Here is a 16,245-nt window from a genome sequence, read left to right on the forward strand (position 1 = left end):
TCCGCACCATTTTAAATGAAGGCTGGTGAATCCATACCAGCGACAAACCGATTTCTATTGAGGTGAGAGGCACATGCCTGTAATTAAAGTACGTGAAAACGAGCCATTCGACGTTGCACTACGTCGTTTCAAACGTTCCTGTGAAAAAGCAGGAGTTTTAGCTGAAGTTCGTCGTCGTGAATTCTATGAAAAACCAACGACTGAGCGTAAACGCGCTAAAGCATCTGCTGTTAAACGTCATGCTAAGAAACTGGCTCGCGAAAACGCACGCCGTACTCGTCTGTATTAGTAGGCTGCGATACTAATCGCAACCTCCGCAGACAGTAGTAGTAAGCAGTTAAAGGCCGTGCTTTCCTAAAGGAAGCGCGGCTTATTATCGTTCATCAACAGGCGAAAAAGAGGCTTATGGCTGGACGAATTCCTCGTTCATTTATCAATGATTTGTTAGCAAGAACAGACATCATTGATTTAATCGATGCAAAAGTCCCGTTAAAGAAACAGGGTAAAAACCATCACGCTTGCTGCCCGTTCCACAATGAAAAAACCCCTTCCTTCACCGTTAATAGTGAAAGGCAGTTTTATTATTGTTTTGGTTGTGGTGCTCATGGTAATGCAATCGATTTTTTAATGAATTACGACAAACTTGATTTTGTCGAAGCAATAGAAGAATTATCAGCGTCTCATGGCCTTGACGTTCCTTACGAAAAAGGAACAGGTGCAAGCCAAATTGAATTACATCAACGGCAAAATCTTTACCAGTTGATGGAGAAAATCAATCAGTTTTACTGCGCTGCCTTAAATCATCCTACGGCAAATAAAGCCAACGATTATTTAAGCCAACGTGGTTTAAGTGCAGAAATTATTGCGCATTTTTCAATAGGTTTCGCCCCTCCGGGTTGGGACAATTTGCTCAAGAAATTTGCAACTAACCCAGAAAGCCGCAAGCAGCTTGATGATGCAGGCATGCTTGTCACAAATGATAATGGCCGAGTGTATGATCGCTTTAGAGAGCGAGTCATGTTTCCCATTAGGGACAGGCGAGGTCGCGTTATCGCTTTTGGTGGGCGAGTATTAGGTGATTCAGTCCCTAAGTATTTAAACTCACCAGAAACAGATATCTTTCATAAAGGCCGGCAATTATTTGGCTTATATGAAGCAACAAAAAATAGTAACGACCTAACAAAACTACTGGTTGTTGAAGGCTATATGGACGTTGTTGCTCTGGCTCAGTATGACATCCGCTATGCGGTTGCTTCACTGGGAACCTCAACAACATCTGAGCATATCCAATTATTATATCGCTCAACAGACACGGTAATTTGCTGTTATGACGGAGACCGAGCCGGTAGAGAAGCCGCATGGCGCGCACTCGAAACCGCACTCCCTTATCTTAGCGATGGTCGTCAACTGCGTTTTATGTTTTTACCTGATGGCGAAGACCCTGATTCATTAGTGCGTAAAGAAGGTAAAGATGCATTTGAGCAGCGAATGCAAAGTGCACAAACTCTTTCGACGTTTCTATTTGATTCACTGGTGCCTCAGGTTGATTTAAAAATACCTGAAGGGAGAGCAAAATTTAGTAAGCTTGCTATCCCATTGATAAAACAGATACCAGGTGAGACTCTGCGCCTTTATATGGCGCAAGAATTAGGAAATTTTATTGGTATACCGGATATTTCTCAAGTTCTTGCTATGATTGATAGAGAGAACGTTGAACCTTCAAATTATCAGGCGCCAAAACTGAAACCGACGACAATGCGAATACTTATCGCGTTGTTGGTACAAAATCCGAACCTTTCGGATCTCGTTCCCTCATTAGAGGGAATTGCCCATATACAAATGCCGGGGCTTTCTCTATTTCAGGAATTGGTTGATGTATGCCGTTCTACCCCCGGAATGACGACTGGGCAGTTGTTAGAAAGCTATCGCGATAATAAATATGCAAAACAGCTTGAAAAACTGGCAACTTGGAACGATATAGAGATAGAGGAGATAGCGGAAAATACCTTTATAGATGCATTAAACCATCTATTTAACAGCGCCCTTAGCGAACGTTTCGACTATTTAATGGCGAAAGCTCGAACTGAAAGGCTGACCCCTGAAGAGCGCGAAGAGGTTCATTTAATTACGCTTTCTCGAATGAATACATAAACAGATTCTAGAATTAGTATACAAAACGGCTTAAGTGCCGCATAAAACAAGGCAGATGCCTTAAAATGCTACGAAATATAAAGGGCGTAGCAAATAATAAAAATACCCTTTATATGTTCTTGTTGGCCGATAGTTTCGCCGACCGACACCAATCTAAATACTCAGAAGTGTGGATACCGTCTTATGGAGCAAAACCCGCAGTCGCAGCTTAAGCTACTCGTCACCAAGGGTAAAGAGCAAGGTTATTTAACCTATGCTGAGGTCAACGACCATCTGCCGGAAGATATCGTCGATTCAGATCAAATCGAAGATATCATCCAGATGATCAATGACATGGGCATCCAGGTCATGGAAGAAGCACCTGATGCTGATGATTTAATTTTGGCTGAAAATACTTCCGATACAGATGACGATGCAGCAGAAGCTGCCGCTCAAGTATTATCCAGTGTTGAAAGTGAAATTGGCCGTACAACTGACCCAGTGCGTATGTATATGCGTGAAATGGGAACCGTTGAACTTCTCACTCGAGAAGGCGAAATCAATATCGCAAAACGTATCGAGGATGGTATCAATCAGGTTCAGTGTTCTGTTGCAGAATACCCTGAAGCCATTACTTACCTTCTCGAACAATACGACCGTGTTGAAGCTGGGGAAAGTCGTCTATCAGACCTGATTATTGGCTTTGTTGACCCTAACGCCGAAGAAGAGATCGCTCCTACTGCAACACACGTTGGCTCTGAATTACCAAAAGAAGAGCTCGATAAAGATGAAGATGAAGATGAAGACGAGGAAGAGGAAGAAGCTGAAGACGATAACAGCATCGACCCTGAATTAGCGCGTCAAAAATTCTCTGATCTTCGAGTGCAGTATGAAAAAACGCGTCAACATATTAAACAATATGGGCGTAGTGATAAGAAAACAGCGGCCGCTATTGAAGAGCTTTCTGAAGTCTTCAAGGAGTTCCGCCTAGTACCGAAGCAATTTGACTATCTCGTCAACAACATGCGTGAAATGATGGACAGAGTACGTACTCAAGAACGTACCATCATGAGATTCTGTGTTGAACAGTGCAAAATGCCAAAGAAAAACTTCATCACTTTATTTAGTGGTAATGAGACCAGCGAGACTTGGTTGACTGCTGCCAAAGCAATGAACAAGCCATGGTCTGAAAAACTGCTTGAAGTTGAAGAAGAAATTCTGCGCTGCTTGCAAAGATTGCGTCAAATTGAAGAAGAAACTGGCCTGACAATTGAGCAAGTTAAAGATATCAACCGTCGTATGTCTATCGGTGAAGCGAAAGCGCGCCGTGCGAAGAAAGAAATGGTTGAAGCAAACTTACGTTTGGTTATTTCTATCGCGAAGAAATACACCAACCGTGGGCTACAGTTCCTCGACTTGATTCAAGAAGGTAACATCGGCTTGATGAAAGCGGTTGATAAGTTTGAATACCGCCGTGGCTATAAGTTCTCAACTTATGCAACTTGGTGGATCCGTCAGGCTATCACTCGTTCAATCGCGGATCAGGCACGCACCATTCGTATTCCGGTTCATATGATTGAGACTATCAATAAGTTGAACCGTATCTCTCGCCAAATGCTGCAAGAAATGGGCCGTGAGCCATCGCCAGAAGAACTGGCTGAGCGCATGCTAATGCCGGAAGATAAAATTCGTAAAGTGCTAAAAATTGCTAAAGAACCTATCTCAATGGAGACACCAATCGGTGATGATGAAGATTCACATTTAGGTGATTTCATTGAAGATACTACTTTAGAATTGCCTTTAGATTCTGCAACGTCAGAGAGTCTACGCTCCGCAACTCACGAAGTATTAGCTGGTTTAACAGCTCGTGAAGCGAAAGTTCTGCGTATGCGTTTTGGTATCGATATGAATACTGACCACACCCTTGAGGAAGTGGGCAAGCAATTCGACGTTACCCGTGAACGTATTCGTCAGATTGAAGCGAAAGCGCTGCGTAAATTACGTCATCCAAGCCGCTCAGAAGTTCTGCGCAGTTTCCTTGATGAATAATTTTCGATAAAGCCGTTAAAAACACCTGCTCTGGCAGGTGTTTTTTTTTATCTAAACTAGGGGCTGTTGATCTTTGAAGGTCAATTTTTATTCGAATTAAAGACCTTTTAGGCAAGGCGAGAGGTTCGCCGCTTAGTGAACTAAGCAAGAGCCACTCAACGTAGAATAAAATGAGTGAAACGTTCTTTAATCGAACCTGAAGGGCAGCTTTTGATCGCTTTTTTAGTTGAAATAGTGATTATTTTCGATAATCACTACAAATTTCAATTGAAGTGATTGTTTATTACTCTTTTTAGGTTGTAAAAATAAGCAGCAAAGATTAACAGCCCCTAGGCTAATTCGCCAATCTCTTTTTCATCATTAAGCATAGCGTTGCCATAATTGCTATCGCACCGCCTAACATCGCTAAGTTAAAACCAGAAACAAAAGCAGAACGCGTCACTTGTTCAATAAATGTCGATGGCATATGAGCCGAACCATTAACTAGTTGCTCAATTTCCTGTGATGACATGATGGATACTAATCGGTTATCACGTAATAGCACGTCTACGGCGCGATGAGTCATTAAAGTTCCTAACAACGCAATACCTAGCGTCATTCCTGTTTGTCGCAGGGCATTCATCACCGCAGAAGCAATGCCTGAATAGGACCTTTCAACACTCGCCATGACCAACGCGCTAATTGCGGGTGTTGCCATGCCCATACCCGCGCCTAATATAAAAAGTATCACCGCAATGGGTAAATATGCGGTATCTGAGTTAACACGCGTAAACATAATCGATGCCGTTGCAATTAAAATAAAGCCGACAATCATTAAGTTTCGTACACTTAAATAGCGTGATAGTTTGCCAAAAGAAAATGAAAAAATAGCCATTGCAATAAATTCGGGCGATATTCTTAAACCGGCCTCTAACGCCCCCCACCCTTGCCCTTTTTGTAAAAATAATGCGATAAAAAAAACATTACTGTAGGTTGCAAAACCGAGCGCAAATGAAGCCATATTGTATTGAAAGAAAAAGGCATTTTTCTTAAATAGAAAAAGAGGCAGAAGCGGCTTACTCACTTTTAATTCAACCCAAACAAAGCAAAAGGATGCAGCTAGACCGAGCGTTAATCCACTGAGTGTGAAATAATTTCCCCAACCTTTGTCCCCAGCCTCAATTAAGGCAAAAGTGATCCCACCTAATGCAATAATACTGAGTAATTGCCCGAGTGGATCAAATGCCGCTTTATCGGGATCTGCACTTTCATTAATGCCTAACCACCCTAATAGCAATGTTAATAGCCCTATTGGAATATTAATCAAAAAAATGGTCGTCCAATTCAAGGTGTCGACCAAAAACCCGCCAAGTATTGGACCAATAATTAATGAAAGCGCGCTAACAGCCGACCAAATACCAATAATTTTTATTCGCTCAATATCATTGGTAAATGCTTGTGTAATAATAGAAAGTGCCCCTGGAATTAACGCTGCCGCAGCAACCCCTTGGACGATACGCCCTACTATCAGCATATTTGATGTAACTGAAAAAGCACAAATTCCAGAACCTAACGTAAAAATGACAATACCGAGCAGCCAAATTTTTTTCCTGCCATAACGGTCACTAATTGGCCCGATCGATAATATAAGTGCCGATAAGCAAAGTGCATAAGAATCAATGATCCACTGTAGCATTGACATATTTGCATCTAAATCTTGCCCTATTGCAGGTAAAGCCACATTCACAATGCTAATATCCAGCGTTGCCATAAATGTTCCCAGACAAACCGCTAGGATCAAAAAAATACGTCTCATATTTTAAGCCTCATTTTTGGTCATGAGCGCATCATAAACATCGACCGACCGACGGTCAATTATAAATGAGAATAAATATCATTATTAATATCGCCTTAATGGAATAAATATCCAAAATACTTCAAGGTGTAGATCGTTAAGTATAATTAACCGCCCTACAACTTGAAGTATGATAGATATAAATTTAGCTACAGCTCAACGCGTTAATTAGTGCAGGCGTCTCGTGTAAATAAACCCAAATGCATTCTTCATTTTCAACTTTGATACCCGCTACCGATGTTCGTAATGTATCTGCACCTTCTGTTTGTTGCTGCTCTTGATATTGAATCCAACACAAATCTTCTGACTCAAACAACGGAGTAATATTATGCATCGTTATCTTTAATAAAGGCTTTTTACCTACATTTTGGCTAAACAAGGCAGTCACCTCCGCTAATCCAATACGGTTTCCTTGAATTGTTACCATTTTAAAGTCATCACTAAAGCTTGATAACAGTGGCTTAAGGCTTTCTTCCCCATTGCTGCCAGTAAAAACATTTTCAATGAGAATATGTAGGTCTACCACGCTTTGTATTGCTTTATTCATTTTACTCATTAGGCTTTTCCTTTAAATACTGAAATTAATGATAATAGGCCAAGTACTGATGCGACCAAAAAAGTGTATTGATAGCGGGTTAAATCACTTTGAATAGTGAATAGGCTAAAGATGGAAATTAATACGACCGTTCCAACACTGAATGCAACCTGTCGATTGATATTCCAAAGTACGCTACCCTGTAATAAATCTTTATCCGCGAAATCAATTAATGAACTGATCTGTGCGGTGTTCGCACTAAGGCCTCCCCCCATTCCCATTAATAGATAAGCAAAAATAAGTATGCTTAAATCGGTATAACTCGATACTAAAAATAAAAGAAATATACCAACGCTATGCAATATGATACCTACAACAAATAAACGCTTTTTTCCTATACGATGATAAAGGTGCCCGCCACTTAGCATGGAGACTAATGCTCCTGCGGCATATATCAGCATAAATAAGCCCGTTTGCCCTGCATTAAAACCAAGGTTTATTTGTAAATTAAAAATATTGAGTAAGTTAACCCCAGTAAAAATTCCCGGAACAGCGTAATAAACAATAAATGCATTTCTTAAATTATAATTTTTCAATAATTGAAGATTAAGTATTGGCGCTTGGCATTTTTTGGCGTACTGAATATACAAAAACAACATAACAACTGAGAATATAAAGCTGCTAACAGCTAAAGAAATACTGTGATAATCATTATAAAAAGAGAATGATAGTAACAAGCTTAGTAAGCTAACACTGACCATTAATAAACCAAAGATATCGGGTTTCTCCCTTTCTTGACGCTCGCTATTTTTTACCCAAAACCAAGCTAATGCAGCGGCAAGTATTGAGAACGGGAGATTAGAATAAAAGACCCAACGCCATGATAGCGAATCAATAATAATCCCACCAAGTGCAGGTGAGAACGCGGGAGCAATGAGTGCCACTGCCATAATTAAAGTAGAAATACGGTGACGCTCACTCCCTGGAAATAAGGCAAATACCAGAGCTTGCCCCACAGGGATTAATAACCCCCCAGACATACCTTGAACAAAACGCCAAAAAATAAGGCTATAAATGGAATCACTGAAACCACATAACCAAACACTAATGGAAAATAATAACATCGAATAACATAACAACTTTTGATTACCAAGCCTTCCTGCTAACCATAGGCTTATTGGCATAATTAGCACTAAACCTAGAATGTAGCCATTAGCTACCCAAGCGACCATTGATTGGCTGGTAGAAAATGATGCGGCTATGTCAGGCAAAGCAATTGCTGACATAAAAATATTAATACAATCTATAAAGAATCCAATTAAGAATACTGTTGCGATTTTATATCGATAAGACATAACGACCTCCGGCGGCAAAGAATAGGGTTTAGCCCTATCTTTGTCGATGCAAGCGCAGTAAAATCATTGTTTAATAAAAACAAACAATAGACTTAATTATGCAAAGAAATCTTAAGCAAATTATGAGTTTTTTACAGGTGGTTGATTCAGGATCATTTACCAAAGCTGCCGATATTTTGGGAATGAGCCGCTCAATGATTAGTATTGATATTAAGCAGCTAGAAACTCAATTAAATATCAGTTTATTAACCCGTAACACTCGTAATATCGCGTTGACCGAGGTTGGGAAATATTTTTATGATGATTTCAAACGCATTCAACTTCAAATTGAAGAGGCTTTTGAGCGAAGCCAAAACCTCGGAACTAGCGTGACGGGATTATTACGTTTCTCGTCCACCAATGAATTTGGCCAGCGATTTATTTTGCCTCTGTTACCTGAATTTTGTCGCCTTTATCCTAAACTACGCGTGCAATATTCATTTAATTCATCTCTCGATGATTTGGTTACTGAAAAATTAGATATGGCAATTAGGTTAGGTAATTTAAAAAACTCATCACTAAAAACACGAAAAGTTGGTGAGTACCCTATTTATCTCGTTGCGACACCTCAATTTGTCGATACTTATCCAATAGAGAATGTTGCCGATTTGGCCGATGTTCCTTGGATCACTCACAGCTTATTAAACTGGCAAGATACTCAATATTTACTTCAAAATAGTAAAGGTGAAAAAATTCCATTACCTGCGATAAAAAGCCAATACGACTCTAATTCGGCAGCGGTTATTCATCAAATGGTATTGGCTTCTTTGGGAGTTGCTATTTGCCCCGCTTGGCTAGTCAATGATGATATTAAGCAAAAGCGTTTAATTCGCTTATTACCTGAATTTAAATTACCGACTCAAAACATTCAGTTACTCTACCCAAACACCGTTGCATTACCCGCAAAAACGCGGGCATTTATTGATTTTTTGGTTAGCCATCTCATCGTTTAAATACAAAAGGCAGCCACTTAAAAAATGACCGCCTTAATGAAAAGCTATAAAATATTTAAGCCGATTTTAACTCCATCTCCGCAGGGTCTTTAATTGGCTCATTAACAAAGAAGAAGTAAACCAATGATGCTAAAAATGCCACAGCTGCGCACACCACTAAGGCTAAAGTAAACGAATGGGTTTTATCAACAATAATGCCTGTAATAATCGGAGCGAAAGAGCCGCCAATAAACCCACCAAAATTCTGAATACCACTTACTGATGTAATCAAACGGGAAGGAACGGAAACTAAGATTAACCCCCACGCTGACGTTCCGGCAAAGTGAATAGAAAAGAGTGCCAGACTAATGCATGCAACCGCAGAGAATGTGCTATCGGTATAAGCGGCAGGTAAAGTAAACATAGCGGCAAATAATAGACCTAAACAAATCATCCATTTACGGCTTTTCATTTTATCGGCACCGCGCTTAACGACCCAGTCAGCGATAACGCCATTGACTAGCATCCCTAAAGCCCCAAATAAGAATGGAATTGCAGCGACCCAACCTATTTTTTCTAAACTAAGCCCACGTGAGTTTTCAAGATAAGCGGGTAGCCAAGTTAAATACAGCCAAACCATATAACCTACCCCATTGAAACCAATAATCATTCCCCATAAAGAGCGTTGTTTAAATAATGAAGCCCACTCTTTAAAAGTCACTTTATTGGTTGATGAAGGCGGCGCGCCATCATTTAAATAATTTAGTTCTTCGTCTGTTAAGTCTAATTGTTCACGGTTACGGTAAAACATAAACCAAAGAATAGATAAAATAATACCGCTGATACCAATAATAATGAACATGGTACGCCAACCAAATGCAAGCATCAGCGCAATCAGCAAAGGAGGTGCTAATGCTTGAGCCAATGTAGAGGACATATTAACAATCCCCATTGGCAGCCCTCTTTCACGAATATTGTACCAATCATTGACGACTTTCACGCCAGTTGGTAAATGTGGCGCTTCACCAATTCCTAAGAAAACACGGGCAATAACAAGGTGCGTAAAAGAGGATAAGAACCCGGTGACTGTTTGTGCTAATGACCAAAGAAATAGCCCGAAGCCATAAATCTTTTTAACACCAAATCGCTCCATGACCATGCCAATAGGTAATTGACATAAGGCATAACCAAAAGAAAAAACAGAGAGTAGCAGCCCCATTTGGGTTGCGCTAAATCCTAATTCTTTACTGATTGTTGAGTTAGCAATTGACAGTGAGGCTCTATCAAGAAAATTAATAATGCCTGCTATCAACAAGAATGTTAGCGCAATAAATTGCCAACGCTTTAATCTTTTACTCGCGTGTAGTGACATAGTTAAGTACCTTTAAGACGTAACGGGATCTTAAGGAATAAAAATATATTCCTCATTTTTATATTATTAATATGATTTTTTTAATATTACGTTATTGTTAATCTATTATTCAGGTTTAATTTTTAATATTAATTCTATTTCTACTGGCGTATCAAATGGCAATGTATTTGTCCCTATTGCTGAGCGAGCGTGTTTGCCTTTTTCTCCTAATATTTCAATCAAAAAATCCGAAGCGCCATTCATAACTTGTGGCTGATTTTTAAATTCATTAGTACTTTGTACAAAACCAAGTAATTTAATGCATTCATCAATTCTATCTAAATCACCTAAATGAGCCTTTAAGGATGAAAATATATTAATAATACATTGTTTAGCGGCTTCTCTTCCTTGCTCAATGGTTAATTCCTTTCCAAGCGTTCCTTGATAAATTAAGGCACCATTACTCTGGCAGTCGTGTCCGGAAGTATAGAGTAAATCACCATATTGCTTAATTGACACATATGAAAACTTTGGTGCCCCTGGTGTGGCAAGTTTAATTCCTTTTTCTTCTAATTTTTTTTCAATGAGCATTACTTCATCCTATTTATTTAATAAATTTTTTGCCATGTCATAATATATTTCGGCAGCAAAGTTTAATTCTAATATTTCAACAAACTCATCTTTAATATGCGCTTGTGCTAATCCGCCAGGCCCCAGTATCAATGTTGGAATATTACTGGTTACAGAGAAAAAAGGTGCCTCACAGGTTGCTTCGAATATTTGAGGCTGAGCATCTCTTTGAGTAAATTTACTCACCGTATCCAATGCTGTCATCGTGAGCTCATGATCCGCAGGGATATCTGATGCAGGGATAAATAAATAGTTATTAAGATCATACTCTATTTTTTCACCACCATTATATTCAGCAATAGCCTGATGTATTTTTTGTACTATTTCCTGCTGATTTTCTCCGGGGACTAATCTTCTATCTATTTCGATATCACAATGTTGCGGAACAATATTAGGTGCTGTCCCGCCATTTATTGTGGTGATAATCATCGAAGCATTGCCTAATAATGGGTGCTCAATCTCCTCAACAGATAAACGATGCTGTTCGAGTGCAGGTAAAATTTTCGACATTTTAACGATAGCACTATCAGGGTAACGCGTTTTGGCCGCATGACCCGCGGTACCTTTAGTACTCAAGTTATAGCGACTGACACCTTTATGGGCAATACAAACATCTAGTGATGTTGGCTCACCAATAATGGCATAATCCGCTGATATTCCATTTTTAATATAATGCAACATACCCAGATTAATTCGTTCTTCATCAACATTAAAAACTAAGGTTAAATTCCCAGTGAATTTATCTTGGTTGCGCTTTAATAAGGTGGCAGCATACATCATGGCAGCCACACCTGATTTCATATCCGCGGCACCACGGCCAAATACTTTTCCATCTTTAATTAAGGGGTCAAAGGGATCGCTACTCCAACCGCATCCACAAGGTACAACATCAATATGGCCATTGAATAGCACGTGTTTTCCTGTTCCCGTACCTTTTAAATGTGCAATAACATTAGGGCGACCTGGAGCCACTTCTTGTAGCTCAACATCAATATTCTCCTGTTTAAAATAGTGATAAATGAACTCAGCAACTTGCTGTTCTTCACCCGGTGGATTTTCTGACTTATACCGAATTAAGGCACAAAGAAGCTCTAGCAACTCATGTTGTTGCTGATGATTTAATTTATACATTTTATTCTCCGATAATTAATATCGTGCGTCTGGTATTATAATATGGTCAAACTCATTATTATTCAGTGCATAAATTTTATTTGTTAAATTTGGAATAACACAACTGTGATTTGGTATAATATTTAATATATCACCAATATTTAATTTTATTTTTTCTGGGTCATAACGTAAATATCCATGTTCTTCGTTTAGCTTAACGAGTTTAATATCTGGATTTTCGACAATATAACCAAAACCAGACTCTGCTGATTGATCAGAAGTTAATGTTTTTGTTCCTGCATCAATAGTCGCATAACCTGCAACCGGAATACTCACTACAGAAGTTCGAATGGTTAATGCACAATCTTTCTGTGTATAAATGCCCCCATATATGGCATTCATATCACCAAAAATAAAGTTTCCAGCTCGTGACTCCGTAATTCCATTAAGCTCATTAGCATAAAAAGAAGATAGAGTTGAACCGCCCGATGTTCTTTGTGCGTTAATTCCTATCGCTTTCAATTTTTGTGCACATAATAATAATAAATCAGCTTCCGCTTTTGCCGCTCTACGAATTTCGGGTTCAGTTCTATATTGATAGATTGTTCCTGCATAGGTAAACATACCAATTATATTTAGACTCGATAGTTTTTGAATCGATAAAGCAAATTGCTCAAGATCTTCAATTTGAATGCCTTCTCGATGAGCGCCATAATCAACGGCAATATAAATATCGATAATAATATTTACTTGGCTTGCCGCCTTAGCGAGTTGTTCAGCCCCCAGCAAACTATCAACAATAGTTCTAAGGTTAATGTTTTTCGCTAATTGAACAAACTGGTGGCATTTATCTTCCCCCACCATTGGGTAGGCTAAAAGGATATTATTGATTCCACCTTTTGCCATTACGCTTGCTTCATGCAGAGTGGCACAGGTAATACCACTGGCTCCACATTCGATTTCAAATTTAGCCAACTCAACGGATTTATGCGTTTTGATGTGCGGCCAATGTTCAATTCCCTGCTGTATTAGCTTGCCGATCATGCCCCTGACATTTTTTTCAAGTTGCTGTAAATCTAAGGCAACATAAGGCGTTATTGGCATAAATACCTCTCTTACTTTTCATTATTATCATCTCCCTTTAATTCTGCCAAATAGGTATAAAGGGTATATTTGGAAATATTTAAAAATTCACAAAGCTTTTCACCGGATTTTTTAATTAAGAAAGCCCCTCTATCATCAAAGAATTTTATGGCATCCATTTTGTCTTTTTTGGTCATATTGATGACAGGAACTTTAATTACTTGCATACATTCTTGAATCAAGTGATCCAATATCTCATTTACATCAGTCACAAAGACTTCTTTTACCGTATTTTGCTCAATACTGTTTCGCTGTGTAATACTTTGAATCGCTTTTTCTGCCGCAATAAATTCAGAGATATCTTGGTTTATACATAAAGCGCCAGCGACTTTGCCGTCTTCATCTCGTAAGTATATCGATGTTGAACGTAACATTTTCCCATCTTTTGTTTGGGTGAAATAATTATATTTATCACCATCAACATCTGTGCCACGTATAACCTCGAGGCCTAAATTACTACTCGGATCACCCACTTTTCGATTAGTCACATGCCCATTAATAATCGCGACAATGCTACTTTCGAGCCCTTTACTGTGATCATGTAATACCACCTCACAACTCTCACCAAACTGGCCAGCCACACCTTTCATCACGGCCAAAAACATTTCAAAGTTGTTCTGAATAATTTTCATATGTTACCAAACTTTTTTTTAGTCTAACTAAATATTAGTTAGATAATTATAGAGACTCAATCAAGATTTGAGCAATTTGTGATCTCCGTCTTGATTATGGCTAACAAATATTCTGTTCTCGTCAATAAGGATAAATTGTAGCACTTCCATAAATAATATTAAATATCTTATAATACAGCAAGATAAAGTGATTCATTCATTAAAAATGCACTTAATGCGGAACAATAACCAACCAAACTTTTTGTTAGATAAACGATTTTTGATATAAAAATAAGAGGTTAAAGGTGAATTTGTTTAAGTATTCGGAGGCAGGGTGTATTTTTAGTTGGGGCTATAATGCAAGGCGCGAGATGTATAAACACCAAGCACCTTGCAATGAGGCGAGATAAATTATTTTTTAGCCGCTAAGTAATCTTGTAATGTCCCTTCTGGTTTCTTCTTGCAGAACTCTACAATTTGAGGGGCTTCAGCTATGCTTTGCTCAGTTAAAGCAACATAGTCTCCACCTTTAAATTGCGTTTCCTGATTAGTTACCCATAATGCAACAGGTGCCCAACTTTGAGGATTTAAGTTAATAAACTCTTGGCATGTCATTTTTTCAGGTGTAACAACATTAGAGTCAGCAGCCATTGCACTAAAAGAAAATGCAGCCGTGACAGCCAAAATACTCGAGATAAAAATCTTTTTCATTATAAGCCTCTCAATGTGTATTAATAATGCATAACTATATGGCTGTTTATTTTTACCATAGTTATATTAATTTTCATATAATCTATTTTTGATGCTCAAAATATAGTACACAAGATAAATACAATTAAGACTATCGAATAAAAGCAAAGTTTTATTATTCATTAATTTTTAAAATAACAATTAAACCGAGTTTATTGCATTTAAATAACACTCCTATATAAAATTATTTTTTACCAAAATACTCTGATAACTTGCTGAGTGACTTTATCGAAGAGACTGCAACCTCTTTATTTGGATCTTGGCACAACTCAATTAACCTAGTTACCGCATCTTGCTGTTCAGTCGTTGCTTTATAGTCGCCTAACGCAGAAATCGCTTCAATTTTCACATCATCGTTTCCTCTGAATGTCAAATCAAGCAACGTTTTGATAATTTTCTCTTCCATATCACTACTTATTATTAACAATAAACTAAATTATAATTTTATATCATATCAAAAATAACATATGCATATATTATGGCCAATAATCGTGTGTTTATATTGAAACCACACTTAAAATGCATATTCTAAAGATATTCAAACATTTTTAATCTTAATAATACTTTTTACTGTTAGGTATAAATATTTAGTCTATTTTTCTAATGCTAAAGATTAGATAGAATAAGAAAAAATTAATAGATAAATATATATTATATTTCTGGTTGTAATTCACCCAAATTAGACGCTCAATTAAATACACATTTTTTAGGTACTATTAAAAAAATAGTTCATACAATCAAGGTTCCATGCATCATTCTATTTAACTATTTTTTAGAAACATATAGATTATAGCAAGCCTGTAATTTAATTAGATAGCCAAATTCATTTTAATTATTAACGTTATAATCGAGAAATAGTTTACTTTTAAATTAGGAATTTAGTTCAATTATTATCCACAGCTTAGATTATTTAGAGCATTATTTCGATAAAGCTTATTTATAAAATAACATTATGATTAAATAGCTGTTTATTAAATCAAATGATTGATTTTTCATGTGAGTTATTTATGTCAGACAAATAAAAATAAAGTAATTGAACATTTTTTATTTTCCTAAAAAATAGCAGCTTTAGTATTACGTCGCAATAAACAGAAATTCATCATTATTCTATAACATTTGTCAAATAAGGAGAGTCTGTTTTAATCACGGAATAACTTATACTTAAAGGCTCGCTGTCCAAACCGATGTGCAGACTTTCTCAAGTAATACTTTGTTATGACTAAAGATAATCATTGCTAGGGGGCGTTGCTCAGAAAGTTTTTTCAGCAATTGCCAAACTTGTTTTTGCAAATGAGCATCTAATTGCGCAGTAATTTCATCCGCAATCAATACTTTAGTACGCGGGTCAAGAGCTCTAAGTAATGCGATGCGGGCAAGTTCCCCCCCCGACAGTTCGTAAGGACGCCTTTGTAGCCATTCAGGTTTAATCGAAAGTTGTGCTAACCAATCTGCATTGGGCTGCCATGCATCATGTAGGCTGGCCCCAACGCTACGATAAGGGTTAAAACTTTTTTCAGGGTGCTGCGAAATAAGTTGGATTGGACAATAACCTGTTGGGGTCAATGGCCTGCCTTCAAATAGAATAGTGCCTTGTGTCGGTGCTTGCCACTGGGCTAAAACACGCCCTAATGTGGTTTTACCGAAACCGCTGGGAGCCGAAATGCCAAGGCATTCATTACTGGCTAATGAAAAAGAAAGGTTGTCCCAAAGCGTTTGTCCACTCTGTTCAATACGCAGGTTTTTAACCTCGAGTATGCTTTCCGTTCCCATATTTTC

General features: G+C 38.1%; 15 protein-coding genes. 4 read left to right on the forward strand and 11 right to left on the reverse strand.

Annotated features, from left to right (window positions below; genetic code table 11):
- Nucleotides 1-73: 73 nt before the first annotated feature.
- The 3 genes from rpsU (at nt 74) to rpoD (ending at nt 4,179) form a co-directional block, all read left to right on the forward strand.
- Entirely contained in the window at nt 74-289 is a 216-nt protein-coding gene (gene rpsU, locus M998_RS06580; RefSeq protein WP_001144069.1) for a 30S ribosomal protein S21, read from the forward strand.
- 116 nt (nt 290-405) lie between these two features.
- A complete protein-coding gene (dnaG, locus tag M998_RS06585) occupies nt 406-2,151 on the forward strand; it encodes a DNA primase (RefSeq protein WP_068908125.1) in 1,746 nt (581 codons plus the stop codon).
- 129 nt (nt 2,152-2,280) lie between these two features.
- A complete protein-coding gene (rpoD, locus tag M998_RS06590) occupies nt 2,281-4,179 on the forward strand; it encodes an RNA polymerase sigma factor RpoD (protein ID WP_073890051.1) in 1,899 nt (632 codons plus the stop codon).
- A 334-nt stretch (nt 4,180-4,513) separates the two neighbouring features.
- Here rpoD and M998_RS06595 read toward each other — a convergent pair whose 3' ends face one another.
- The 3 genes from M998_RS06595 to M998_RS06605 form a co-directional block, all read right to left on the reverse strand.
- The gene (locus tag M998_RS06595; RefSeq protein WP_068908126.1) at nt 4,514-5,974 is read right to left on the reverse strand and encodes an MFS transporter; all 1,461 of its coding nucleotides are present in this window, start codon (nt 5,972-5,974) and stop codon (nt 4,514-4,516) included.
- A 184-nt stretch (nt 5,975-6,158) separates the two neighbouring features.
- Entirely contained in the window at nt 6,159-6,569 is a 411-nt protein-coding gene (locus tag M998_RS06600) for a hypothetical protein (protein WP_068908127.1), read from the reverse strand.
- Complete coding sequence (locus M998_RS06605; RefSeq protein ID WP_068441051.1) at nt 6,569-7,903, reverse strand: MFS transporter; 1,335 nt, start codon at nt 7,901-7,903, stop codon at nt 6,569-6,571. The genes M998_RS06600 and M998_RS06605 overlap by 1 nt, the downstream gene beginning before the upstream one ends.
- 98 nt (nt 7,904-8,001) lie before the next feature.
- Here M998_RS06605 and M998_RS06610 point away from each other — a divergent pair, with 98 nt between their 5' ends.
- A complete protein-coding gene (locus tag M998_RS06610; protein ID WP_068908129.1) occupies nt 8,002-8,895 on the forward strand; it encodes a LysR family transcriptional regulator in 894 nt (297 codons plus the stop codon).
- Between the two features lie 55 nt (nt 8,896-8,950).
- Here the strand turns inward: M998_RS06610 and M998_RS06615 are convergent, their stop codons facing one another.
- From M998_RS06615 to M998_RS06650, 8 genes are all read right to left on the reverse strand, one after another.
- Nucleotides 8,951-10,246 carry an MFS transporter gene (locus M998_RS06615; RefSeq protein ID WP_068908130.1) on the reverse strand — a complete coding sequence of 432 codons (1,296 nt, stop codon included), beginning with the start codon at nt 10,244-10,246 and terminating at the stop codon, nt 8,951-8,953.
- Nucleotides 10,247-10,351: 105 nt separating this feature from the next.
- A complete protein-coding gene (locus M998_RS06620; RefSeq protein WP_068908131.1) occupies nt 10,352-10,816 on the reverse strand; it encodes a RidA family protein in 465 nt (154 codons plus the stop codon).
- Between the two features lie 9 nt (nt 10,817-10,825).
- Nucleotides 10,826-11,986, reverse strand: a complete 1,161-nt coding sequence (locus M998_RS06625; RefSeq protein WP_068908132.1) for a M20 family metallopeptidase — start codon at nt 11,984-11,986, stop codon at nt 10,826-10,828.
- A gap of 15 nt (nt 11,987-12,001) precedes the next feature.
- Nucleotides 12,002-13,069: an alanine racemase gene (locus M998_RS06630; RefSeq protein WP_068908134.1), complete on the reverse strand. Its 1,068-nt coding sequence runs from the start codon at nt 13,067-13,069 to the stop codon at nt 12,002-12,004.
- An 11-nt stretch (nt 13,070-13,080) separates the two neighbouring features.
- Nucleotides 13,081-13,740: a helix-turn-helix transcriptional regulator gene (locus tag M998_RS06635; protein ID WP_068908135.1), complete on the reverse strand. Its 660-nt coding sequence runs from the start codon at nt 13,738-13,740 to the stop codon at nt 13,081-13,083.
- Between the two features lie 390 nt (nt 13,741-14,130).
- The gene (locus tag M998_RS06640; RefSeq protein WP_068441031.1) at nt 14,131-14,430 is read right to left on the reverse strand and encodes an HdeA/HdeB family chaperone; all 300 of its coding nucleotides are present in this window, start codon (nt 14,428-14,430) and stop codon (nt 14,131-14,133) included.
- Between the two features lie 223 nt (nt 14,431-14,653).
- On the reverse strand, nt 14,654-14,875 hold the full coding sequence (locus M998_RS06645) for a HEAT repeat domain-containing protein (protein ID WP_068441029.1): 222 nt from the start codon (nt 14,873-14,875) through the stop codon (nt 14,654-14,656).
- Nucleotides 14,876-15,630: 755 nt separating this feature from the next.
- Nucleotides 15,631-16,224 carry an ATP-binding cassette domain-containing protein gene (locus M998_RS06650; protein WP_068908159.1) on the reverse strand — a complete coding sequence of 198 codons (594 nt, stop codon included), beginning with the start codon at nt 16,222-16,224 and terminating at the stop codon, nt 15,631-15,633.
- Nucleotides 16,225-16,245 lie beyond the last annotated feature (21 nt).

This window comes from Providencia heimbachae ATCC 35613, assembly GCF_001655055.1.
GTDB classification, from domain to species: Bacteria; Pseudomonadota; Gammaproteobacteria; order Enterobacterales; family Enterobacteriaceae; genus Providencia; species Providencia heimbachae.

Bases quoted from the DNA above. Each gene is read 5' to 3' on its own strand.
- rpsU (WP_001144069.1), top strand. From the start codon at position 74: ATGCCTGTAATTAAAGTACGTGAAAACGAGCCATTCGACGTTGCACTA.
- dnaG (WP_068908125.1), top strand. From the start codon at position 406: ATGGCTGGACGAATTCCTCGTTCATTTATCAATGATTTGTTAGCAAGA.
- M998_RS06595 (WP_068908126.1), bottom strand. From the start codon at position 5,974: ATGAGACGTATTTTTTTGATCCTAGCGGTTTGTCTGGGAACATTTATG.
- M998_RS06600 (WP_068908127.1), bottom strand. From the start codon at position 6,569: ATGAGTAAAATGAATAAAGCAATACAAAGCGTGGTAGACCTACATATT.
- M998_RS06605 (WP_068441051.1), bottom strand. From the start codon at position 7,903: ATGTCTTATCGATATAAAATCGCAACAGTATTCTTAATTGGATTCTTT.
- M998_RS06610 (WP_068908129.1), top strand. From the start codon at position 8,002: ATGCAAAGAAATCTTAAGCAAATTATGAGTTTTTTACAGGTGGTTGAT.
- M998_RS06615 (WP_068908130.1), bottom strand. From the start codon at position 10,246: ATGTCACTACACGCGAGTAAAAGATTAAAGCGTTGGCAATTTATTGCG.
- M998_RS06620 (WP_068908131.1), bottom strand. From the start codon at position 10,816: ATGCTCATTGAAAAAAAATTAGAAGAAAAAGGAATTAAACTTGCCACA.
- M998_RS06625 (WP_068908132.1), bottom strand. From the start codon at position 11,986: ATGTATAAATTAAATCATCAGCAACAACATGAGTTGCTAGAGCTTCTT.
- M998_RS06630 (WP_068908134.1), bottom strand. From the start codon at position 13,069: ATGCCAATAACGCCTTATGTTGCCTTAGATTTACAGCAACTTGAAAAA.
- M998_RS06635 (WP_068908135.1), bottom strand. From the start codon at position 13,740: ATGAAAATTATTCAGAACAACTTTGAAATGTTTTTGGCCGTGATGAAA.
- M998_RS06640 (WP_068441031.1), bottom strand. From the start codon at position 14,430: ATGAAAAAGATTTTTATCTCGAGTATTTTGGCTGTCACGGCTGCATTT.
- M998_RS06645 (WP_068441029.1), bottom strand. From the start codon at position 14,875: ATGGAAGAGAAAATTATCAAAACGTTGCTTGATTTGACATTCAGAGGA.